The following is a 21,595-nucleotide window of genomic DNA, read 5'->3' as shown; positions in this document are numbered from 1 at the left end:
CTTGCAACCCGGGGACGAAGCCCTAAGTGCCGATGCTGATTGGACAGGAGAGCCCATGACGACCCTACTTGGCATAGCCGGCGCCCTTCGCGCGGAGAGTACGAACCGAAAGCTCGTCCGCGAAGCGGTGCGCCTGTTCGCGCCGGACGACTTCATCGAGGCCGACCTGCGCCTGCCGCTGTTCGACGGCGACCTCCAGAAGGCGTCCGGCATTCCGCCGTCCGTCCAGACCCTTGCGGACCAGATCGCCAGTGCCTCCGCGGTGGTGATCTCCACGCCGGAATACAACAAGGCGCTGTCGGGCGTGCTGAAGAACGCGCTCGACTGGGTCAGTCGAACAAAGGGCGCTCCATGGCGGGACAAGCCGGTCGCGATGATGTCCGCGGCGGATGGCCGGGCGGGCGGAGAGCGGTCGCAATATTCCCTGCGGCTGTGCATGATCCCCTTCCGGCCGAGGCTCCTCCCCGGCCCCGAGGTGATGATCGCCGACAGCAGCAATGCCTTCGACCAGGACGGGCGCCTCACAAACGAACGCTCGCTCGCAGGGCTTCAGGAGCTGATGGACCAGCTCAAGGCGATGGCCACCTGACCGTGGTCCATGGATGACGTACGGCGCTCGCGCGTGCTGCGCATCGCCCCGCCCGCCATCCCGCAGCAACGCCCATGGGACGGTGGGCGGGGCGCATCTGCCCCCTTGGGGGCGGACAGCGTCGCGCACCGTCCCGCCGCTGTCACAGAGAGGCGGAGACGCGGAACGGGGCAGGGATCCTGTCTCTCCCCTCGAACACGAGATCGGCCATGACTTCGCCCACGAGCGGAGCCATCCCGAAGCCGATCTTGAACCCGCCATTGGCGATGAAATGACCAGTGCGCCCCGGCCAACCGCCCAGTATCGGCGCCCGGCTGCGGGCCCGGGGGCGGACACCGGCCCACCGACCCAGGACCTCTGCATCCGCAAGCTCCGGCACTGCGGCTCGGACATGCTTCAGGATGACATCCAGCTGCTCGTCGACCGTGTCGGGCCGGTCGAACTCCCTCTCGGACGTGGACCCGACCGCGACCGTCCCGTCGCCATGGGGGACGACGTGGATCCCGTCCACAAACACCTGCGGGAGGTGACATGCCGCGTGGCGCAGAACCGCAGCCTGTCCCTTGACCCCGTTCCCCGCCACGCGTCCCAGCTCATCTGACAGCGCCATCAGACCCTGCCAGCCCGTGGCCCAGACCACCTTGCCCCTGTCCGCCCCCTCCCTGCAGATCCGCCCGCCCAGCGCCGTCACCGCCCCGGCCAGCGCCAGGGTGGCCTGCCGGGGATGGATCCGGGCGCTGAGCGTATCGCGGACGAATAGCCCGGTGGGGCTCTCCACGCGCCAGCCGCCCGAATCCTCCGTCACCTCCCAACTCGCCTCTCCGCGCCAGAGGTCCGCCGCGCCGACGACCCGCCGTCGCGCCAGCCCGGCCGCCTCGGCATCGGCCAGGGGCTGCACCCGGCCGGACCGCGCATATCCCGGATCGAGGCCGGACAGCGCCGTCACATCGGCCCAGAACCCGGCGGCCATCAACAGGGACTCGAGCTGAAACGCCTTCTTGTCGTTCCACTGCTCCGGCACATGTGGCGCCAACGCCCCGACCACGCCGCCCGAGGCCCCCGCGGCGGGGCCATGCGGGTCGATCACCTGCACCGCCGCCCCCCGCCGCGCACAGGCATAGGCCACCGACAGGCCGAAGACGCCCGCGCCGCGTATGGTCACATCCGCCGTTGCCATCGCCCGACCTTTCGCCCATTCCTCGCGGCAAGAGCTAGCGGAGTGCGGCATGCAAGGCCAGAGAGCCGAGATCGACTGGAAGGACGGCACCCCGGTGGCGACCCGGTTCGACGATCCCTATTTCTCGCTCAGCAATGGCCCGGCCGAGACCACCCATGTCTTTCTGCAAGGCAACGACCTGCCGGCCCGGTTCAACAGCGGGTTCCACATCGCCGAACTGGGGTTCGGGACCGGTCTGAACTGCATCATGGCCTGGGACGCCTTCCGCAAATCCGGGCTGCCCGGCGCCCTCCGGTTCACCAGTTTCGAGGCCTTTCCCATGGCCAACCCGGACATGACCCGGGCGCTCGCCGCCGCGGGCACCCCGCCCGACCTGACGGACCGCTTGCTGTCCGCCCTGGCCGAGACGCCGGACCGCGCCGATCTGCCGGGGCTCACCCTGCGGGTAATCCTCGGCGACGCCCGCGAAACGCTGCCGGCTTGGACCGGATGCGCCGACGCCTGGTTCCTCGACGGCTTCTCGCCTGCCAAGAACCCCGAGCTCTGGGGGCCGGCGCTGCTGCGCGAGGTCGCCCGCCACACCGCGCCGCGCGGCACGGTCGCGACCTATTCCGCCGCCGGCCACATTCGCCGGGGCCTGAGAGACTCGGGCTTCGACGTCACGCGGGCTGCCGGTTTCGGCCGCAAACGCCACATGTCCCGAGGCATCCTGAGATGAACGATCCCAGACGCGGCATCGCCCTGATGATCGGGACCACATTCGTTTTCGCGATGCAGGACGGCATCTCTCGCCATCTGGCGGGCGAATACAACGTGCTGATGGTGGTGATGCTGCGCTACTGGTTCTTCGCGGCCTTCGTCATCGCCATCGCCACCCGCCAGTCCGGGTCGATCCGCGCCGCCGCCAGGACCTCGCAGCCTGTGCTGCAGATCTTTCGCGGCCTTCTGCTTGCCTTCGAGATCTGCGTCATGGTCGCGGGTTTCGTCCTGCTGGGCCTGGTGGAGAGCCACGCGGTCTTTGCCTGCTACCCGCTGCTGATCGCCGCCCTGTCGGGGCCGGTTCTGGGCGAGGCCGTGGGCTGGCGGCGATGGACCGCGATCGGCGTGGGCTTTGTCGGGATCCTCGTGATCCTGCAGCCCGGTGTGGGTGTCTTTCAGCCCGCTGCCCTAGTCCCGTTCGCGGCGGCGCTGATGTTCGCGCTTTACGGGTTGCTCACCCGCTTCGCCGCCCGCAAGGACAGCGCCGCGACCAGCTTCTTCTATACCGGCACCGCGGGCGCGGTCTTCGTGACCGTCATCGGCATCTGGTCGTGGGAACCGATGACACCCCCCGACTGGGCCTGGATGGGCCTGTTGTGCATGACGGGAGCATTGGGCCACTGGCTGCTGATCAAGACCTACGAGGTCGCTGAGGCCTCCTCGGTCCAGCCCTTCGCCTATCTGCAGCTCGTCTTTGCGACCGCGCTGGGCATCGCTGTCTTCGGCGAGACACTGCGGACCAGCACCGTGATCGGCGTCGCGATCGTGATCTCGGCCGGCCTCTTCACCCTCAGGCGCAGCCGCCGGAAACAGGTGGCCGGCGGCGCGGCGTCCTAGCCGCCGGGACCGGTCGGCCGGGACGGCGGCCGCACCCCGGACGGACCAGAAATGGATGCGGGCGCCGAGATGCCGCCGCCGACGCCGGTCTCGGCCTCGCGATCCGGTCTCGGCGGCGGCGCGACCGACACTACGGGCGCCAGCGCACTGGGCGCGGTCACCACAGAGGCCTCGGCCCCGCCGGGCGCCACCGCGGTCGAGACCGTGACCTCGGGGCCCTCGGTCGAAAGGCTGCCATCGGGACGCGCCACGGGGCGCACCAAGGGCTTCACCCCGACGAGCAGGTCGCGAAACGCGAGCTCGCCGGTCTCTCCGGTAAGGCGGGCGCGGTAGACTGGGATCGATTCCGTGACCCGCATGACGTAATTCCGGGTCTCCTCGAACGGGATACTCTCGACCCAGTCGACGATGTCCACCTCGCCCAGACGCGGATCGCCGAAAAGGTCGATCCACTGCCGCGGCCGCCCCGGACCGGCATTGTAGCCCGCCGCGACAATCGATGGCGAGGCGCCAAACTCCTCGGTCAGATAGGCCAGGTAGCGCGAGCCCAGCGTGGCGTTGTAGGTCCAGTCCCGGGTCAGCCGCGCCCGGGAATAGGGCAGATCCAGCCAGCCGGCCACGTCCTGCGCGGTGCCAGGCATCAGCTGCATCAGCCCCAGCGCCCCCACGGAAGAGCCCGCATCGACGCGGAATTCGCTCTCACGCCGTGCGATGGACAGGGCCAGCGCGGGTTCCACCGGCAGGTCCATGCCGGCCATGTCGTGCAGCGGGAAATAGATCGACGGGATCACCATCTCGCGCTGGGCCGCCGACTTGCCCAGAAGCACCTCGAAATAGGTTTCGTCCCAATCATCCAGCAGGGCACCCAATGATCCCAGCTCGTCGCGCTCCAGAATGCGGCCTGCCTCGGCCAGAAAGAGCACGGCAAGCCCGCGTTCACCGCCCTTGAGCAGATGCAGCCCCGCCATCACCAGCGGGTCCTCCGCGAGGCCGGTCTGCTCGAAGGGCGGGAAATCCTCCAGCCCGGTCAGCAGCGGGTCGAGGGGCATCCCGGCCTTTTCGGCCGCCAGCAAGCCGTAGAAGGCCGTCTGATTTTGCCCGCCTTCGGTGTAGGCGGCCATCGCCGCCGGCCCGTCGCCGCGCGCCTCCTGGGCGCGGCCGATCCAATACCAGGCCCGGCCCTGGCTGATGGGGGTCCAGACATTGCGCTCCAGCGTCTGGAAATGCAGCAAGGCGATGTCGGGACGGTCGAGCCGCGTCAGCGCGATATAGCCCGCCAGCCACTCCAGATCGGAAAATGCGGTGCCCTCCTGCAGGAAATGGTTCGCCGCCAGCCGATAGGCCCGCTCCGGATCGCCCGTGCGCATTTCGAGCCGGGCCAGGACGCGCCGCCAGCCCGACCACCGGAACGGCTCTCCGAGCGCGTCGGCGGAGACGGAGGCGGCCTCCAGCATCTCGATCGCGTCGTCGTTGCGGCCCCGCCCGGCCAGCCAGTTGTAGCGGTCGTAGCGAAAGCCCGCGCTTTCGCGCAGGGCCGCGGGCACCTTGTCGACCAGCGCGGGTAGATTGCCCGCGCCCTGGATATAACCGACCCGCGCCTCGGCAAGGCTCCGGGTCTCGTCGTCCAGCAGCGGGAACAGCCGCTGCGCGTCGCTGACCCGCCACCGCCAGAGCAGCATGTCGACCCGGGCCGCGTGATGCTCTGCCAGCAGCTGACCGTAGGAGCCGCGCAGGATCGCTTCGCCCTCGGTGTCGAAAGTCCGGGTCAACCAGGCCTGCACGACCAGGGCCGCGGCCTCGCCGGTCTCGCCCGCCGCTTCCAGCGCCCGGGCGCGGGCCACGACGCCCTGGCCGGTCTCGGTGTCATGCCCCTCGAAAAAGGCCAGAACGTCCTCGGCAGGCAAGTCCTCGGGGATCAGCGTCTCGGCCCGGGCACGGATCCGGTCGGTCCCGGGCCAGTCGCCGTGCCGGTCGAGGAAGGCGATGATCTCGTCCCAGGTCCCCGCGTCGTCGCGCAGACGCATCCACTCGATCAGATCCGCCCCGATCGGCCCGCCCGGCGCGGCAAGCTCCTCGGCGGTCAGCCAGTCCTCGCGGTCGGCCGCGGCGAAGGCCGCGTTCAGATCGGGGATGTCGACCTCTGCCACCGCCTTGGCGGGGGCCAGCAAGGGGCAGGAAACAAGGCACAGGGCGGCCAGCAGGCGCATGATGTCAAATCCGGTTTGAGACGATGCCGAGACCCTAATCTCCCCGCCGCGCCAATCAACTCACAAACTTGGCAAAGTCCGTGGATAGGTCTAGGGTCCGCGCGATTTCGCCCATGGGACTCCGGGCCTCACGGTCCGCCCCGCTCAGAAAGGACGCGCACATGCTCAGAGGGTCTCTTCCCGCCCTTGTCACCCCCTTCACCGGAGGAGAGGTGGATTATGATGCGCTGAAACGCTTCGTCGACTGGCAGATCGACCAGGGCAGCCACGGGCTTGTTCCCGTCGGCACCACCGGCGAGAGCCCGACCCTGACCCATGCCGAGCACGACCGCGTCGTCGCCTGCGTCATCGAACAGGCCGCCGGAAGGGTGCCGGTCGTGGCCGGGGCCGGGTCCAACAATACCGCCGAGACCGTGCGCCTGGTGCAAGCTGCCAAATCCGCAGGCGCCGATGCGGCGCTGGTGGTGACGCCTTATTACAACAAGCCCACACAGCGGGGTCTGATTGCCCATTTTACCGCGGCCGCCGATTGCGGCCTGCCGATCGTGATCTACAACATCCCCGGACGGTCGGTGGTGGACATGACGCCGGAAACCATGGGCGAACTCGCGCAGCACGAGATGATTATCGGCGTGAAGGACGCAACCGGCGACCTGGCCCGGGTGCCGAAGACGCGGCTGACCTGCGGCCCCGATTTCGTCCAGCTCTCGGGGGAGGATGCGACGGCTCTGGGGTTCAACGCCCATGGCGGGATCGGCTGCATCTCGGTCACCGCGAACGTGGCTCCCCGGCTCTGCGCCGAATTCCAGGAAGCGACGCTGTCCGGCGACTACCGTCTTGCGCTGACGCTGCTGGACAGGCTCATGCCGCTGCATATCGCGGTGTTCATGGAGCCCGGGACGGTCGGGGCGAAATACGCCCTTTCCCTGCTCGGCATCGTCGCCGACGACGTCCGCTCGCCGCTGACGGAGGCAAGCGAGCCCACCCGCGTGGCGATCCGACAGGCGATGACGCACGCCGGGCTGATCAACTAGGCGGATCAATCAAATTGAGCGGCCCCGCGAAGCGGGACCGCGCAGACCCTGTCCCCCCCTGCCTGCGGCACGGGGTTCCGGCTGGCACACGCAGAGACGTCCCACTCAGAGCGAAACGCCCAAGGGACGGCGGGCGGGGCGATGCCGAAGGCGAGCGTCGTCCGTCGTCCCACGGCCAGATCAGGACCAGTGGTCGCGCGGCACGGGCAGCCCCCAGCCCCCCGACAGAGCCCGATAGCACTCCAGTCTCGGCCGATGATGCGCCACCAGCTTGTCGAGCGCCAGAACGGCATCCGGCGCCATCAGAGCCCAGGCCTGCCCCTCGTCGCCGAATAGCACATCGCCGACGGCCGCCTCGTCCATCCGCGCCACGTAGAACCAGATCAGCCGGTCCGGGTCCAAAGCCGAGGGCCCGACACTCTGCCAGAGCACCTCGGCGCGGTCCATCTCCAGCCCGAATTCCTCGTCCACCTCTCGGACGAGGGTCTGCCACGGGCTCTCCCCGGCCTCCCGGGCGCCGCCTGGAAAGTCCCATTCGCCGGGAAACGGGATATGCGCGAAGTCGTCCCGAAGGCAGACCAACAGGCGTGCGCCCAGAAACAGCGCGACTTTGGATCCGATGAAATTCTCCATGGGGCACCTGACGTCACCCCGCGCCAGCCTGCAAGCCCAACACGCGCCCCTGACACCACGGTGCACACTTCATGCGCTGGCGCGGATGGAGCCTGGCTGGCAAAAACCGAATGGCGTCACGGATCATGGTGGCGTCGAACGCGACGCCCGGTCCTGTCAGCCGTTCCCTCAAACTGCCGTCGTTGAGCGAATCGAAGGTCTCGGTCGTGCCGCCGATACCGGGTCGGCCCAGAAAAATCTGCGGACTTGTCCGCAACCTGATGCCCAGACGGTTTCCACCGCGCCCATTGTCCTGCCGACCGGCAGGCGATGGTCGCAGCGGCAAGCATCTTGCGCACCGGCCGGCAGAATGCACACCACTCCGCGGCGAACAGAACCGCGGGCCAGGAGGCATTCGGCAATAGGTCATTTGCCCGCGCCCCCGGGCGAGGGCGCCTAGTGCGGCCCGGAGGCCGCCCCCGCCCCGCCGGCGACATCGAAGCGAAACCGCGGGGTGGAGGCGGCGATGTTCATCTCTTCCTCGGTCATGGTCTCGGCCACGTTCTCGAAGAGCGGCGTCGACAGGTAGCGCTCGCCGGTATCCGGGATCATCGCGAGGATGCGTGAGCCGTCTGGCGCGGACCTGGCCACGCTCAGGGCCGCCGCCATGGTCGCACCGCCGCTGATACCGCAAAAGATACCCTCTTGCCTGGCAAGGTCATGGACGCATTGCAGCGCGTCCGCCCCGGCCACGGGCTGCAGCAGGTCGATCACCCCGGCAGCCTGCGCATCTCCGGCCAGCTTGGGGATGAAGTCCGGCGTCCAACCCTGCATCATGTGCCGCTCGAAGCTCGGGTGGCTCCCAGAGGCACTGCCGTCCTGATTGCGCTCCTGGGGGATTCCGCTGGACAGAAGCTGCGAATTTTCGGGCTCGGCCACGACAATCCTGGTCCCCGGGCTCTCGGCCCTGAGAACACGGGAAACCCCTTTCAACGTTCCGCCGGTCCCGAAGCCCGTCACCCAGTAGTCGAGCCCGAGTCCCTCGAAATCGGCCAGGATCTCGCGGGCCGTCGTGCGCGAATGCATGTCGGCATTGGCCTCGTTCTCGAACTGCCGGGCAAGGAACCAGCCGTGTTTCTCGGCAAGCTCCTTGGCCTTCCCGACCATGCCGGTGCCTTTCTCCGAAGCCGGTGTCAGGATCACCTTCGCCCCCAGGAACCGCATCAGCTTGCGTCGCTCGACACTGAAACTCTCGGCCATGGTGATGACGAGCGAATAGCCTTTCTGTGCGCAGACCATGGCCAGCCCGATGCCGGTGTTGCCCGAGGTCGCCTCGATCACCGTCTGGCCGGGGCGGAGGCTTCCGTCCTTTTCGGCCGCCTCGATCATCCCCAGCGCCAGCCGGTCCTTGACCGAGCCCAGCGGGTTGAAGGCCTCCAGCTTGGCGTAAAGCTCCACCGTGGCGGGGCCGAGCTTGTTGATCCGCACGATCGGCGTATTGCCGACCGTCTCCAGTATGGATGACTTGATGGCCATGGTCCGCCTTCCCTGATGCTCGAATTGCAATCCGGGCCATTCGGGAGGCAGGCAGATGCCCGCACCCCGTCAACATACCGACAAGGCGGAATTGCTCCTTGATCCTAGGGATCTCATCGGCGCGGGGTCAAGTCCTTTACCCTAGGTCAGCCCGCGCGCCCGGGCGGCTATCCGCGGCGCTGGCCGGGCGGCCGGCTATTGGCACTCCAGCGTCAGATCACCGGACGACAGCACCGTGTTGGGCAGGCCGTCGACCGAATTGCGCACCTCGACCGACAGCCTGCGCGGACCGGCCCGGTCGATGGCCTGGTAGGTCCAGATCCGGTATCCGTGACGCCCGTCGTCGTCCAGTACCGGCACCAGGTCCAAGCGCAGTCGATCCGCCGGACCGTCATGAACCAGACGCCGCGCACTGTCGGTCACGTCGTATATCTCGATCTGCATGGGGGTGTCCGGCGCCTTGGGATCCCAGGCCCAGCCCGCGATCTGCTCGCAGTCGGCCACGTCCACGTAGCCCTCGGGCGGGTCGAAATCGGTGGGATGCAGGCGGTAGAGCCGGGACATCGCCGCCTGGACGCTCTCCAGCGTGCCGACGATCACGAAGCTACGGTGGCGATAGGTGCCGGCCGGGGCAGGTTCATGCCGCAGGATCATGTTCCACTTGTTGGTATGGTCGAACGGGTTGGGCACGTCATAGGCCAGCATCTCGTATCCGAGGATCGGCGCGTCGGTATAGGCCCCCATCGCGAACTGCCCGTCCTCGGTCGCCAGGATCGGCGGCAGGCCGGACCAGTGCACCGAGGTCCAGGGCGGCACCAGCGGCTGCGACGCAGGCCGTTCGAGCCTCCCGGACTGCGGATCGTAGGTATGATGCGCCGTGAATGCCCCCGTGAGATACCCCGTCGGCATCTCGGCCTGGAGCGAGGCATGGTCGGACATCAGCGTGATCGTGGCATCGAAGGCGATGACGCCCTCGATCCCAGCATAACCGATCTCGACCGTCTTCTCGAACAGCTGGTCGGTCAGGGGGCCGTCGTTCAGGGCCGTCTCGGCGCCCCGGTCGCAGAACCCGGTCTCGCCCGGGCGCAGCCACCAGGCCGGGCGGGCCCGCGTGCTCAGCCGTCCGGGCGCGTCCGAGCAGACCTCGAGCAGCTCGGTGGTCGAGCTCTGGCGGAAATTGTCCCAGGCCGAGCCCGGCTCCGTCGGGTTCAGGCATTCGCCCCAGCCGTCCAGATGCCACGCATAGCTGATCTGCCGGCCGTGGTCGTAGATGTTGAGAAACTCCCGGCCGCGCCAACGGATCGACTCGACCGCGCCGCCGAACCGGGCAGAGACCCGCAGGCTGAGCGGTTCGCCCGCGAGCGTGCCCGTGATCTCCTGCGCGAAGCCGTCGCCGGGACGCTCGGTGCAGCCCCGGCCGGTCGCGGTTCGGCCGGATCGAGCGGCGGCCCCCCGGCCCCGCGCTGAACCTCGCGCAAGGCCTCGCACCATTGCGGAGCGGTGGCGACGGTCAGCGGCGGCAGCGCCAGGGCATTGTCCTGCGCGAAGCCCGCCGCCATGTCGCCGGTCCGCCGCCCGAGGATGCCGTCGATCGGTCCCGGGTCGTAGCCATGCATGGCCAGGACCTCTTGCACACAGCGTTCCGAGGGCCCGGCCGCGGCCTGAGTGACCCAGAGACAGGCCGCGATCGTCCAGATGATAGCCCGCATGGCATTCCTCCCCGATCGGGAGAGCCTAGCACAAACGGGGCCGCACCTAGGAGAACTTGTCCTTCCACCCGGGATGCCAGCGCGACAGCGGGGGGCGGTTCTCGGTCATGTCGCCGGCCGCCCACAGGATGCGGCGGGCGTCCATCTCGGAGGTGACCTCGTTGTCGGGGCAGATGACATAGAAATCCCCGGCTTCCAGCGCCGCGATCAGCCGGTCGACCACCTGCTCGGGCATCCAGGCGCCGTCATGCGGCGGGCGCTCTCCGGTGTTGGTCCAGCCGGGCACCAGAAGATGAGCCGAGACCTTGCAGCCATCGACGTTGCGCAACTGGTGCTGAAGCCCCTCGGTATAGGTCTTGAGGGCCGATTTCGTCACGTTGTAGATCAGGTTGCCCGGCGGGTTCGTTATCCCCTGCTTGGAGCCGGTGTTGACGATCGCGGCGGGCGTTCCCTGAAGCAGCATCCGGGGCAGAAAGGCGCGCTCGGCATGGACCGCGGCCCAGAAATTGACATCCATCGTACGGTGCCATTCCTCCAGGTCCTCGCGGTCGCCGCCCGCGACCCGTGCCGCGGCGTTGTTCATCAGCAGATCGACCTGGCCGAACCGCTCGAAGGTATCGTCGGCCAGCGCCTCGACGGCCCCCGCGTCCGCCACGTCCAGCGCGACGGCGGAGACATTGTCCGGGCCGGCGATCGCGGTGACAGCCGCCGCGGCGCGGTCCAGCCGGTCCCGGTCCGCGTCGGCCAGGACGATGCGCATGCCGCGCTCCGCGAAATGCAGGCAGGCCGCCCGGCCGATCCCCGAGGCGGCCCCCGTCACGACGGCCACGGACTTCGGTGCAAGGAAGGGTGCTGTCATCGTCATGCCTCCTGAAACTCTGTGCTACCCGACCTCTACGCTCTTGCCCTGCGCCGCGACAGGGGCGATCTGCACCCTCCGCGCTTGAGGCCGCCACCCCCAGGGCCCATGATCAGCCACGCACCCCACCGGAGCCAATGCGATGAAACGCCCGCAGCCAAGTGTCGAGACGATCCTGAGCGCCCCCGACTGGCACGAAGAGCGCAAGCGCATCCGGGCCATCGCGCTCGATTGCGGCCTGGTCGAGACGGTGAAATGGGCCAAGCTCTGCTACATGGCCGAGGGCGCGAACGTGGCGATCTTCTTCGGGCTCAAGGCCTGTTGCGGGCTGGGGTTCTTCAAGGGGGCGCTGATGTCCGATCCCGAGGGTCACTTGCACCGGCAGGGACCGAATTCCCAGGCGGTGCGGATGCTGCGCTATGCCAGCCTGGCCGAGGTCGACGCGGGCGCGGAGGTGCTGCGCGGCTTCATCGGCCAGGCCGTCGCCCTCGAGAAGGCCGGCGCGAAGGTTGCGTTCCCCCAGAAGAACTCGCTGGACTATCCGCCCGAACTGCTGGCCGCCTTCGAGGAGGACCCCGCCTTGCAGGAGGCTTTCGAGGCGCTGACACCGGGGCGGCGGCGCGGCTATGTCCTGCACATGTCGGGCGCGAAACAATCGAAGACCCGCACCGCGCGGATCGACAGGTGCCGGGCGCGGATCCTCAGAGGCAAGGGGCTGAACGACCGCTAGCGCGGCCTCGTCCGGCCGACCCATCCGGCGCCGGGCGATATTTCCGTCCACCCCGGCGGGCCCCCTCCCCCGCGGCGCACGGGCCTGCTATGATCCGGCCATGCCCGCGCTCTGCCGAGATTGCCTGACCATCCTGCCCGACGGCCCCCGCTGCCCGGCCTGCCGCTCGCCGCGCGTGACCACACATCCCGAGCTCTTTTCGCTGTCGATCGCGCATATGGATTGCGACGCCTTCTACGCCAGCGTCGAAAAGCGCGACAACCCCGCGCTGGAAGGCAAGCCCGTCATCATCGGCGGCGGCCGGCGCGGCGTGGTGTCCACGGCCTGCTACATCGCCCGGATCAAGGGCGTGCGCTCGGCCATGCCGATGTTCCAGGCGCTCAAGCTCTGCCCCGAGGCCATCGTCGTCCGTCCGCGGATGGAGGCCTATGTCGAGGTCTCGCGCGCGATCCGCGCGATGATGGACGAGCTGACGCCGGTGGTGGAGCCGCTGTCGCTGGACGAGGCCTTCATGGACCTGTCGGGCACCGAACGGATGCACGGCGCCCCGCCCGCGGTGATGCTCGCGCGGCTGGTGCGGCGGATGAAGGACGAGCTCGGCCTGACGGGCTCCATCGGCCTTTCGCACAACAAGTTCCTGGCCAAGGTCGCCTCGGACCTCGACAAGCCGCGCGGGTTCTCGGTGATCGGCGCGGCCGAGACCGTGGAATTCCTGCGCCCCCGGCCCGTGAGGCTGATCTGGGGCATCGGCCCCGCCGCTCAGAAAAGCCTGGAGGCCGCCGGCATCCGCACCTTCAACGACCTCCACCGCTGGGACCGCGACGCACTGCATGAACGCTTCGGCGGCATGGGCGACAGGCTGTGGCACCTGGCGCGGGGCGAGGACCACCGCAGGGTGTCCGCGAACACGCCGGTCAAGGGGATCAGCAACGAGACGACCTTTCACAAGGATACCGCCGACCCGGAGATCCTCGATGGCCACATCTGGCGCCTCGCGGAAAAGGTCGCCGATCGCGCCAAGGCCAAGGATCACGCGGGCCATGTCGTGACGCTGAAACTCAAGCGGTCGAACCATGCCTCGCTGACCCGCCGGCAGAGCCTGCGGCAGCCGACCCAGCTGGCCGACACGATCTATCGCACGGCCCGGGCCCTGTTCGACCAGTTGGGTGATCCCGGGCCCTATCGGCTGCTCGGGGTCGGGCTCAGCCACCTGGAGACGGCCGCGAACGCGGACCGGGAAGGCGACCTGCTGGATCCGGGCGCGGTGCGCCGCGCCAGCGCCGAACGCGCGGCGGACGCGATCCGCGCCCGCTGGGGCAAGGACGCGATCCTGAAGGGGCGGGCCCTGCGCTGAGCCTATTCGGCCGCGACAGGCAGGTCGTTGATCCGGCCGATGGCGGCGATCTCGGCGATCACGCTCTCCAGCCGCCGTGCGACGTCGTCGAAGTCCGGCAGGCGTTCGATCCGGCGCTCGTCGATATAGAGGGCGCGGTCGATCTCGACTTGGATGGCATGTTGCCGGCGGGTGGGGCGGCCATAGGCCTGGGTGATGTAGGCCCCCGCGAAGGGCATGTTGCGGGCCACACGGAAGCCCGCGGCGGAAAACGCCGCCTCCACCCGCTCGATCACGCGGGCCGAGGCGGCCGCGCCGAACCGGTCGCCCAGCACCACGTCCGGGCGCGGCGCGCCGATGGGGCCCACGTTCTCCAGCGCCTCATGGGGCATGGAGTGGCAGTCGATCAGGATCGCCTCGCCGAACATCCGGTGATTCTCGTCCAGCAGCCCCTGCAACGCGGCATGGTAGGGCCGCCAGTAGTCGTTGATCCGGCGGTAGGCCTCGGCCAGCGGTAGCTTGCCGCGATAGATCGCCCGGCCGTTGGCCACCACCCGGGGGATCACCCCGAGCCCGCTGGCGATACGCGGATTATGCGCGACCTGCCGCACATCCTGGATCAGCGCCGGGTCGAGTTCCTCGGCGGCGCGATTCAGATCGACGAAGGCGCGGGGCGCCCCGGCCCTGAGAAACGGCGCACCATGCCGCGTCGCCGTCCCGAAAAGCTCGTCGACAAAGGCGTCCTCCGACGACCGGATCTCGTGCCGGTCCAGAATGGCCATGTCGAGGAACGCCCGATCGTAGCGGCGCCCGGAATGCGGCGAGGCGAAGACCACGGATGTCGTTCGCGCCCGGGGCAAGACTAGATCGTAGGCGGCGTGCGACATGGGGGCTCCTTTGCAAGGTCAAGATAGACCATTTTCATTCGCAGCCAAAAGCCCTTGATCTTGTCTCCGACTCCTTTTAGAGACCGCACACCTGACGCGGAACGCCCGCGTCCTGTTTCGTTATGGGACGCCGTTTTGTCGAGGGTCATGGGTGATTAGCTCAGCGGTAGAGCACTTCGTTGACATCGAAGGGGTCACTGGTTCGATCCCAGTATCGCCCACCATGAATTTCACCGCGCCCGACCGGGGCGCACGACAGCAACAAGGCGCATCGCCGCGCCGCGACACAGAGGAACAGGGCCCATGAAGGTTCGCAACTCCCTCCGCTCGCTCAAGCAGCGCCACCGCGATTGCCGCGTCGTGCGCCGCAAGGGCCGGGTCTACGTGATCAACAAGACCCAGCGCAAGTTCAAGGCCCGCCAGGGCTGAGCCTTGCCGTGCATCGGTCCCGCACCGATAGAGACGACACGAAGCCGCCCCGCCGAGGGCGGCTTCGTCATTTGAGGCGCCAGAATTTCCGAATGATGGAATAATGCGCAACTTCTGACGCATTTCCTAGCCAACGCACCACCGATCGCTCTACGGTTCCCCCAGTGAAACACTCAAGAGGGGGGTCCTTTTCCATGACGCTCAGAATATCTCTCATCCTCGGCCCGGTGGCGGCGTGCGCCCTGGCCCTGCCCGCAGCCGCGCAGGATTATTGCGGCGGCGGATCCGGAACCTGGATCGGCGGCAACCAGGCGAATTCCGACATCGCCACCTCCGACACCTACCGCGAGCAGCTGGCGCTGGTCCTGCTCGGCAATGCCCATGTCTCGCTGTTCGACCTGTCCTCGGCGATGGACGTGCGCCTGGAGGCCCAAGGCCGCGGCGCCGGTGACCCGGTGATCGAGATCCTCGATTCCACTGGCGCCGTTGTCGGCGGCGACGACGACTCGGGTGGCGGGACCTCCTCGGCGGCGCTGCTCTCGTTGCAACCCGGCACCTATTGCATGAACACGTCGTCCTACGACAATGCCCCGCTGACCGCGACCGTCCGCATCGGCCAGACCCGCCACGAGGCGCTGACGGAAGGCGGCGCGCAGCTCTCGGCCAATGGCGGCAATACGGGCGGCGGAAACACGGGCGGCGGCGACACCGGCAACGACGGTGGCGGCAGCATGACCGACAGCGGCGCCTGTGGCGGCGCGATGATGATCGGTGGCGGCAACCCGGTCGAGGGCAGCCTCGGTGGCGGCCTGTCCGTCACCAACGCGATCGACAGCGTGCCGACCTACGCTTTCGTCGTCGGATCTCCGACAACCCTGTCGATCACGGCCGAGAACCAGGATGCGGACCCTGTCCTCACCCTCACCGGCGATGACGGCACCTTCTACGCCGAGAACGACGACTTCGACGGCCTGAACAGCCGCATCGACATGACCACCGCGCTTCAGCCCGGCACCTATTGCATCGGCCTGCGCGCCTTGTCGAACGGCACCTTGCCGGTGACCGTCGCCCTGACCGGCTATGACCCGGTCGCCGCGGCCCAGGCTCTCTATGACCAGGGTGAGGTCGCGCCGCCGATGGACGGCTCCTACCCGATCACGCCGCTCGGCACGGTCGCGTCGCGCAGCGTGTCCAACGCCCAGGTCCAGGGCGACCGGGCGCAATGGTTCAGCCTCACCGTCGATCAGACCGGCCTGCTGCTGATCGAAGCCATCGCCACGTCCAACGGCGACCCGGTGCTGCGGCTGTTCGACGATGTCGGCCGCCAGATCGGCTACAACGACGACTACGGCCAGGGTCTGGACAGCCAGATCGCTGCCCGGGTCTTCCCCGGCACCTACCTGGTGGCGCTGACCGACATCTCGGGCTCCAGCCCGATGCTCCGCCTGGTGATGGAGCGTTACGTGCCGGCCCAGTAAGCCGCGCAGGTTTCGTACGGCCCCGGCGGCCGCCCCCGTTTCCCGGGGGCGGCCGTTGCCGTTTCGGGGCGGCACACCCGCCGCCAGGTGCACCCGCCAAGCTTGCAGCGCCGCACCCGATGGGCCATTTGGCCCCCGTCAGACAGGAGCACACGATGGCAGACAGGAAGGCACCCAGCCCCCTCGGCCCGGACTTTTCCCCCGGGGCGCTCGACGACCGGATCACCGTCCACGAAGGCATGCAGACAATAGAGATCGACTACACCGGCCTGACGTTCGACACCTCCGCCGAGGTCGGCGCCTTCTATGACCGGATCGAGCAGCGCATCACCGAAACCGGCGAGCCGCTGTGGTTCTTCCTGGTCGATACCACCGACTACCGGATCGACGATTCGGCCTGGTTTACCTATACCCGCCGGGGCCGCGACGTTCAGGAAGGCCATTCCATGGGCACCCTGCGCGTGGACCGTAGCGCCGACACGGCTGCCCGGATCGAGCGGACGCGGGGCACGGACCGCTTCAACCCCAACCTCTTCGCCAGCCGGGCCGAGGCTGTGGCCGACCTCTCCACCCGCCCCTCCCGGCGCCGCACCCGCGTGGGCCATGTGCCCAGCTTCCTGAAGTCCGAATTCCTGCGCCGGGTCCGGCTCAACCCGGCGACCGACATCGCCGAGGTGGATTTCTCGGCCATGTCCTTCGAGCATTCCCGCGACGTGAACGACGTCTTCAACTGGCTCGAGGAAGAGCTCCGCGCCACCCGCCGCAAATGGTATTTCCTCTACAACTACGAAGGCACCCGCATCCAATCCCCGGCCTGGCTGCAATACTCGCTGCGCGCGGACGCGCTGCGCGAAACCTGGTCCCTCGGCTCCGTGCGCTATGCCGCCGGCTCCGAAACCGAACGCGACATCCGCCAGCGAGCCGAAACCCGCGAGATCCGCCCCAATATCCGCAACACCCGCACCGAAGCCCTGACCCGCATCGACGAGATGAAGGCCGCCGCCAGACGCTGACGACGGCCCGGCCAGCGGGCCAGCCGCCCGTTTGGCGCACGCGGCCGACCAAAGGGCGCCCACCGCCCGGTTTCACCGCAAGGGGAAACCGGGGAAAGCCTGTGCGCCGCAGGCGCTCCATATGGTCAAAGCCCTCCCGCCGTGCAACGGATGGATGACCGCCGCCTCGTGCTTTGCTAGTACTTGTGCATGGACCCGATTTCGCTGACCTTCTACGCCGTCGTCTGTGCCTGCCTCAGTTGGGCCGCGCCCGTCCTTGGCGGCATCCTGCCCCGCCTCGCCATCGGCGCCGTCGTCGGCATGGTGGCGGCCACCCTGCTACCGATCCTGCGCGGCCTCCTGTCGGCCCCCTACTAGGGACGCGGCATAAAAAAGTGGGGGCCGAAGCCCCCACAGGAAATCCCGGGAATGCAAAAAGCGGGATTAGTTGAAATCATACACCAGCGAGACACCGAACGTGTTGTCCACGTCTTCGCGTCCCGGCAAAGGATCGGAGTGATACTCGGTAAAGACGCTCGTCCGCAGCGCGAGCTGCTCTGCAACCGAAAGGTTCACACCGAGGTCGTTGAATACCACCGTATCGCTGTCCGAGGCGATCACGTCCGTGTCATTGGTTACCGTGACCATGTCGCTCAGCCGGTTCGAGTAGTTCGAGGCCACCGAGATCGCCGATTCCTCGAAGTCGCTCGAGGCGATGTCGGACAGCTCCGCATAGCGATACCCCGGACCGGCCTGGACCGACCACTGGATGTCGGGCGTGTTGTAGATCCGGTAGCCGATGCCGGCGCCGACGAAAGTGTCGCTGTCGAAGCTCGAGAACTCGTCGATCGACCCCTGGACCTTGGCGAAGGCGAACAGCTGCGTGTTGAAATCCCGCGTGTATTCGAGATCATAGAGCAGGCTTTCGTCGGTCCGTGTGCCGTCTTCTTCGCCGTAGGTGTAGTTCAGGTTCAGCTCATACCCGTTCTTGCCATCGAAGAAGCCGTAGTTCGCCCCCAGGCCGATATCGACGCTGTCGGTGTTCCCCGTCAGGACCGAGCTGCGCAGCGCGACCGAGCCGGTATAGCCCAGCGACCGGCCTTCGTTGCCCACCTGCACGTCACGGTCGAAGTCCTCGCGGACGGTCTCCGTCAGATCCTCGTTGGCGGTCTCGACGCGGTCGGCGCCGGTAAAGACGGTGTCCTGCGCCTGGGCCACACCGGCGGTCAACGCCAGCAGGGCGGCAGCAGCGGTTCCAGTCATCAGTTTCATTGATATCCCCTTCTTGGTGAATGGTCTTGTTGAGGTATCGACCCAACAAATCGACAGACCCGTCGTTCCGTTCACGCGGTGGCCATCGACCCGGGCCGACACAAAAGTAACGCTCAAGGAAATGCGATCTGCTTTTTCAGTGACTTGGCCAGGACCCGCCCCCGTGGCAGGTTTTCTTTCTATTTCGATGGAACTGTTCCGGCCCGCGTTGCATCATACCGCGCCGCGACGTAGATCGCCCCAAACAGGAGAGTCCCATGGGCGAGATCATTCTGGTGCGGCACGGCCAGGCCAATTCCGCGGCCCGGGACGAGGCAAGCTACGACCGTCTGTCCGACCTCGGCCACGCCCAGGCGGCGGCGCTGGGCGACTGGATGCGGGACCGCGGCATGGTCTTTGACAAGGTGCTCGCCGGAACCCTCAACCGACACCGCTCCACCGCCGAGGCCATGGGCTATGGCGACGTCGCCATCGCCGATGCGCGTCTCAACGAGATGGACTATTTCAACCTCGGCCTGGCGCTTGCGCAAAGCCAGGGAGTCCCGATGCCGGCGCCCGAGGACTTTCCCGGCCACGTCGCCAAGGTCATGGAGGCCTGGCACGCCGCCGAGATCCGCGGCAACGAGAGCTTTGCCGAGTTCGAGGCGCGCATCGCCGCGGTTCTGGAAGAGGCCTCCGAGCCGGGCCGCAAGGTGCTCTGCGTCACCTCCGGCGGGGTGATCGGCATGGTGCTGCGGCATCTTCTGCTGCTCGATCCGACGCGGCTGGCGAATGTGCTGCTGCCGATCTGGAACACGTCGATCCACCGGGTGCATGTGCGGCCGCACGGCACCATCCTGGCCGGGTTCAATGCGATTCCGCATCTGGAACAGGCCGACCGGGATCATCTGAGGACACATTTCTGATGGCCACAGCCCCGCATATCTGGCTCCGCGCCGAGGCCCGCGCCTCCGAGGCCCGCACCCCCCTCATGCCCGAGGGCGCGGCGGCGCTTCTGGCCCGGGGCTTCGCGGTCACCGTCGAGCAAAGCCCGACCCGCATCATTCCCGACGCGGATTTTGCCGCCGCCGGCTGCGCCATGGCCCCCGAAGGCAGCTGGCCCGACGCGCCGCCGGATGCGGTGATCCTCGGGCTGAAAGAGCTGCCGCCAGCTGCGGCCCCGCTCAGCCATGCGCACATCTTCTTCGCCCACGCCTTCAAGGGCCAGCCCGACGCGCCGGCGCTGCTGGAGCGTTTCCGGCGGGGCGGCGGCACCCTGTGGGACCTGGAATACCTGGTGGACGAACGCGGCGTCAGGGTCGCGGCCTTCGGATATTACGCGGGCTACGTGGGGGCGGCGGTGTCGCTTCTGGCCTGGTGCGCGGCGCAGCGCGACACCGGCGCGATGCCGGCAGTCTCCGCCTGGCCCGATGCCGATGCGATGATCGACGCCGTGCGGGCCGAGATTGGCCGGCAAAGACCCACCGCCCTGGTGATCGGCGCGAAAGGCCGTGTCGGCCAGGGGGCGGCGGATTTCCTGGGTCGCGACGTCGGCCTCGCCCTGACCCTCTGGGACAAGGAAGAGACAGCGGGCGGCGGCCCCTTCCCCGAGGTCGCCGAGCATGACCTGATGGTGAACGCGGTCCTTGCGATGCCCGGCATCCCGGTCTTTGCCGGCCCCGACATCCTGACGGCCGACCGGCGCCTGACCGTGATCGGCGACGTGGCCTGTGACCCGGGCACGCCCTACAACCCGATCCCGCTCTATGATGCGGCGACAAGCTGGGCGCAGCCGGTGGTGCGGGTCCACGATGCGCCGCCGCTGGACATCATGGCGATCGACAACCTGCCCTCCCTGCTGCCGCGCGAGGCGTCACAGGAATTCGCGGCGGCCCTGCTCCCGCATCTGCTGACGCTGGGCGACAGGGACGAAGGTGTCTGGGCGCGCGCCGAGGCGACCTTCCGCCACCTTCTTCAGTAAAGCGCGTCTTCCTCGCTCGACGACGAGATCCCCAGCGCCTCCAGCCCGGCCTCGAGGTGGTCCGCCAGGTGCGGCGAGCCGAGCAGATACTGCGCGGTGGGCACCGTTGCCTCTTGCCGGGCGGTGGCGACGGCCTCTTCGAATTCGGCCGTCTCGAACGAACCGCGCCCGATCCAGAACAGGGCCACCAGGCTCGCCTGCTCCTCATCGCGCATGCCCTTGATGAACTGCACCAGTTCGTCTTCACCGGCGTCGCCCTCGCGGGCCAGGATGATGACCTCAGCCACCTTGTCCGCAGATATGTCCATCATGGCCGATTCTCCTCGCATGCTCCGAGAAGGTTAGCGCGGCCCCGACGGCTGGATCCTTGATCCAGCGCAAACGAATGCGCATCAGCGCCCCTTGCTGGTCAGCGGGTAATAGAGCCAGTCCGGCAAAAGCTGCGATCCGCGCAACAGCCACGACAGCGGCGCCGGATAGCTCTTCTTGAAATCGGTGGAGTTCATGTACTCGAAATACTGCCGGGCCGCGACGTCGGGTTCCATCAGCTGCGGCATGGCGAAGGTGTTCTTGTCGGTCAGCCGCGTCTTGACGAAGCCGGGGTTGACCAGTTGCACGTCGACACCGGTCTTGCGCAGGTCCGCATGCAGGCACTCGGCCATGGTCATCAGACCCGCCTTGGAGGGCACGTAGCCCTGCGCCTGGGGCAGGCCGCGATAGCCCGACAGCGAGCCGGTCAGCACGATATGGCCCGAATCGCGGTCGGTGAAGGCTGGCAGGATCGCGCCCAGCACCCGAACGGCACCCATGAAGTTCACATCCGTCATCGCGGTGACCTGTTCGGCGGTCCAGGCCTTGGCGCCCTGGGGCCAGTAGAGCCCGGCGAGGTAGACCATACCGTCGATCTCGCCGACCTGCTCGGCAGCCGAATCGACGCTTTTCTGATCGGTCACATCCATCGGCACGGCGCGGGCCTTGCCGGGCAACTCCTCCGCGATTGTCTCCAGCCGGTCGGCAGAACGCGCAGATAGGATGACCTCGGCCCCGGCGCGGCTGACCGCCTCGGCGACGGCCCGGCCCAGCCCCTCGCTTGCGCCAATGATCCAGTATCTCTTGCCTTGCCAGTCACGCATGAGGTCTTGTTCCTTCGTCCTGAAATACCACTCCCAATCTAGGGCCTCAGACGCGGAACGCG

General features: G+C 67.9%; 22 protein-coding genes and 1 tRNA gene. 13 read left to right on the top strand and 10 right to left on the bottom strand.

From position 1 onward, the window contains the following. Positions 1–55: 55 nt before the first annotated feature. Entirely contained in the window at positions 56–589 is a 534-nt protein-coding gene (locus ROA7023_RS08940) for an NADPH-dependent FMN reductase (protein WP_085878673.1), read from the top strand. 142 nt (positions 590–731) lie between these two features. On the opposite strand, the gene ROA7023_RS08935 is transcribed toward ROA7023_RS08940, so the two are convergent. Beyond that, positions 732–1,766 (bottom strand): NAD(P)/FAD-dependent oxidoreductase, encoded by a 1,035-nt coding sequence (locus tag ROA7023_RS08935; RefSeq protein ID WP_085878672.1) that lies wholly within the window; start codon positions 1,764–1,766, stop codon positions 732–734. A 49-nt stretch (positions 1,767–1,815) separates the two neighbouring features. Between ROA7023_RS08935 and mnmC2 the strand changes: the two genes are divergently transcribed. Both mnmC2 and ROA7023_RS08925 read left to right on the top strand, forming a co-directional pair. Beyond that, the gene (mnmC2, locus tag ROA7023_RS08930; protein ID WP_085878671.1) at positions 1,816–2,484 is read left to right on the top strand and encodes a tRNA (5-methylaminomethyl-2-thiouridine)(34)-methyltransferase MnmC2; all 669 of its coding nucleotides are present in this window, start codon (positions 1,816–1,818) and stop codon (positions 2,482–2,484) included. Further along, positions 2,481–3,362: a DMT family transporter gene (locus ROA7023_RS08925; protein WP_085878670.1), complete on the top strand. Its 882-nt coding sequence runs from the start codon at positions 2,481–2,483 to the stop codon at positions 3,360–3,362. Before mnmC2 ends, ROA7023_RS08925 begins: the two co-directional genes overlap by 4 nt. Here the strand turns inward: ROA7023_RS08925 and ROA7023_RS08920 are convergent. After that, the gene (locus ROA7023_RS08920; protein WP_143535499.1) at positions 3,359–5,569 is read right to left on the bottom strand and encodes a lytic transglycosylase domain-containing protein; all 2,211 of its coding nucleotides are present in this window, start codon (positions 5,567–5,569) and stop codon (positions 3,359–3,361) included. The genes ROA7023_RS08925 and ROA7023_RS08920 overlap by 4 nt on opposite strands. A gap of 161 nt (positions 5,570–5,730) precedes the next feature. Between ROA7023_RS08920 and dapA the strand changes: the two genes are divergently transcribed. Beyond that, complete coding sequence (gene dapA, locus ROA7023_RS08915) at positions 5,731–6,603, top strand: 4-hydroxy-tetrahydrodipicolinate synthase (RefSeq protein ID WP_085878669.1); 873 nt, start codon at positions 5,731–5,733, stop codon at positions 6,601–6,603. Between the two features lie 180 nt (positions 6,604–6,783). Here dapA and ROA7023_RS08910 read toward each other — a convergent pair whose 3' ends face one another. From ROA7023_RS08910 to ROA7023_RS08895, 4 genes are all read right to left on the bottom strand, one after another. After that, a complete protein-coding gene (locus ROA7023_RS08910) occupies positions 6,784–7,236 on the bottom strand; it encodes an NUDIX domain-containing protein (protein ID WP_085878668.1) in 453 nt (150 codons plus the stop codon). A gap of 435 nt (positions 7,237–7,671) precedes the next feature. Then, entirely contained in the window at positions 7,672–8,751 is a 1,080-nt protein-coding gene (locus ROA7023_RS08905; protein ID WP_085878667.1) for a PLP-dependent cysteine synthase family protein, read from the bottom strand. A 195-nt stretch (positions 8,752–8,946) separates the two neighbouring features. Then, positions 8,947–10,242 carry a hypothetical protein gene (locus ROA7023_RS08900; RefSeq protein WP_085878666.1) on the bottom strand — a complete coding sequence of 432 codons (1,296 nt, stop codon included), beginning with the start codon at positions 10,240–10,242 and terminating at the stop codon, positions 8,947–8,949. A gap of 264 nt (positions 10,243–10,506) precedes the next feature. Then, entirely contained in the window at positions 10,507–11,319 is an 813-nt protein-coding gene (locus ROA7023_RS08895) for an SDR family NAD(P)-dependent oxidoreductase (RefSeq protein ID WP_200812479.1), read from the bottom strand. A gap of 142 nt (positions 11,320–11,461) precedes the next feature. Between ROA7023_RS08895 and ROA7023_RS08890 the strand changes: the two genes are divergently transcribed. Then, complete coding sequence (locus ROA7023_RS08890; protein WP_085878664.1) at positions 11,462–12,049, top strand: YdeI/OmpD-associated family protein; 588 nt, start codon at positions 11,462–11,464, stop codon at positions 12,047–12,049. A gap of 100 nt (positions 12,050–12,149) precedes the next feature. Further along, the gene (locus ROA7023_RS08885; RefSeq protein ID WP_085878663.1) at positions 12,150–13,403 is read left to right on the top strand and encodes a DNA polymerase IV; all 1,254 of its coding nucleotides are present in this window, start codon (positions 12,150–12,152) and stop codon (positions 13,401–13,403) included. Positions 13,404–13,405: 2 nt separating this feature from the next. Here ROA7023_RS08885 and ROA7023_RS08880 read toward each other — a convergent pair whose 3' ends face one another. Beyond that, on the bottom strand, positions 13,406–14,269 hold the full coding sequence (locus ROA7023_RS08880) for an N-formylglutamate amidohydrolase (RefSeq protein WP_085878662.1): 864 nt from the start codon (positions 14,267–14,269) through the stop codon (positions 13,406–13,408). A gap of 149 nt (positions 14,270–14,418) precedes the next feature. Between ROA7023_RS08880 and ROA7023_RS08875 the strand changes: the two genes are divergently transcribed. The 5 genes from ROA7023_RS08875 (at position 14,419) to ROA7023_RS24735 (ending at position 17,546) form a co-directional block, all read left to right on the top strand. After that, positions 14,419–14,493: transfer RNA gene (locus ROA7023_RS08875), tRNA-Val, on the top strand. 79 nt (positions 14,494–14,572) lie between these two features. Continuing rightward, a complete protein-coding gene (gene ykgO / locus ROA7023_RS08870; RefSeq protein ID WP_007255499.1) occupies positions 14,573–14,698 on the top strand; it encodes a type B 50S ribosomal protein L36 in 126 nt (41 codons plus the stop codon). A 194-nt stretch (positions 14,699–14,892) separates the two neighbouring features. After that, positions 14,893–16,176 carry a hypothetical protein gene (locus tag ROA7023_RS08865; RefSeq protein WP_085878661.1) on the top strand — a complete coding sequence of 428 codons (1,284 nt, stop codon included), beginning with the start codon at positions 14,893–14,895 and terminating at the stop codon, positions 16,174–16,176. A gap of 155 nt (positions 16,177–16,331) precedes the next feature. Further along, on the top strand, positions 16,332–17,189 hold the full coding sequence (locus ROA7023_RS08860; RefSeq protein ID WP_085878660.1) for a hypothetical protein: 858 nt from the start codon (positions 16,332–16,334) through the stop codon (positions 17,187–17,189). A 189-nt stretch (positions 17,190–17,378) separates the two neighbouring features. Further along, on the top strand, positions 17,379–17,546 hold the full coding sequence (locus tag ROA7023_RS24735; RefSeq protein ID WP_200812478.1) for a hypothetical protein: 168 nt from the start codon (positions 17,379–17,381) through the stop codon (positions 17,544–17,546). 66 nt (positions 17,547–17,612) lie between these two features. Here ROA7023_RS24735 and ROA7023_RS08855 read toward each other — a convergent pair whose 3' ends face one another. Then, positions 17,613–18,440, bottom strand: a complete 828-nt coding sequence (locus ROA7023_RS08855; protein ID WP_234992103.1) for a DUF481 domain-containing protein — start codon at positions 18,438–18,440, stop codon at positions 17,613–17,615. A 257-nt stretch (positions 18,441–18,697) separates the two neighbouring features. On the opposite strand from ROA7023_RS08855, the gene ROA7023_RS08850 reads away from it, so the two are divergent. Next, positions 18,698–19,345, top strand: coding sequence for a histidine phosphatase family protein (locus ROA7023_RS08850; RefSeq protein ID WP_085878659.1), 648 nt, complete (start codon positions 18,698–18,700; stop codon positions 19,343–19,345). Then, positions 19,345–20,400, top strand: a complete 1,056-nt coding sequence (locus ROA7023_RS08845; RefSeq protein WP_085878658.1) for a saccharopine dehydrogenase — start codon at positions 19,345–19,347, stop codon at positions 20,398–20,400. Before ROA7023_RS08850 ends, ROA7023_RS08845 begins: the two co-directional genes overlap by 1 nt. Here the strand turns inward: ROA7023_RS08845 and ROA7023_RS08840 are convergent. Both ROA7023_RS08840 and ROA7023_RS08835 read right to left on the bottom strand, forming a co-directional pair. Then, the gene (locus ROA7023_RS08840) at positions 20,394–20,711 is read right to left on the bottom strand and encodes a DUF3775 domain-containing protein (RefSeq protein ID WP_085878657.1); all 318 of its coding nucleotides are present in this window, start codon (positions 20,709–20,711) and stop codon (positions 20,394–20,396) included. The two genes, ROA7023_RS08845 and ROA7023_RS08840, sit on opposite strands and share 7 nt — an antisense overlap. 81 nt (positions 20,712–20,792) lie before the next feature. Further along, positions 20,793–21,533: an SDR family NAD(P)-dependent oxidoreductase gene (locus ROA7023_RS08835; protein ID WP_085878656.1), complete on the bottom strand. Its 741-nt coding sequence runs from the start codon at positions 21,531–21,533 to the stop codon at positions 20,793–20,795. Positions 21,534–21,595 lie beyond the last annotated feature (62 nt).

Origin of the sequence: Roseisalinus antarcticus (genome assembly GCF_900172355.1) — a bacterium.
GTDB classification, from domain to species: domain Bacteria; phylum Pseudomonadota; class Alphaproteobacteria; order Rhodobacterales; family Rhodobacteraceae; genus Oceanicola; species Oceanicola antarcticus_A.
This window is presented reverse-complemented; position numbering and strand designations above follow the sequence as displayed.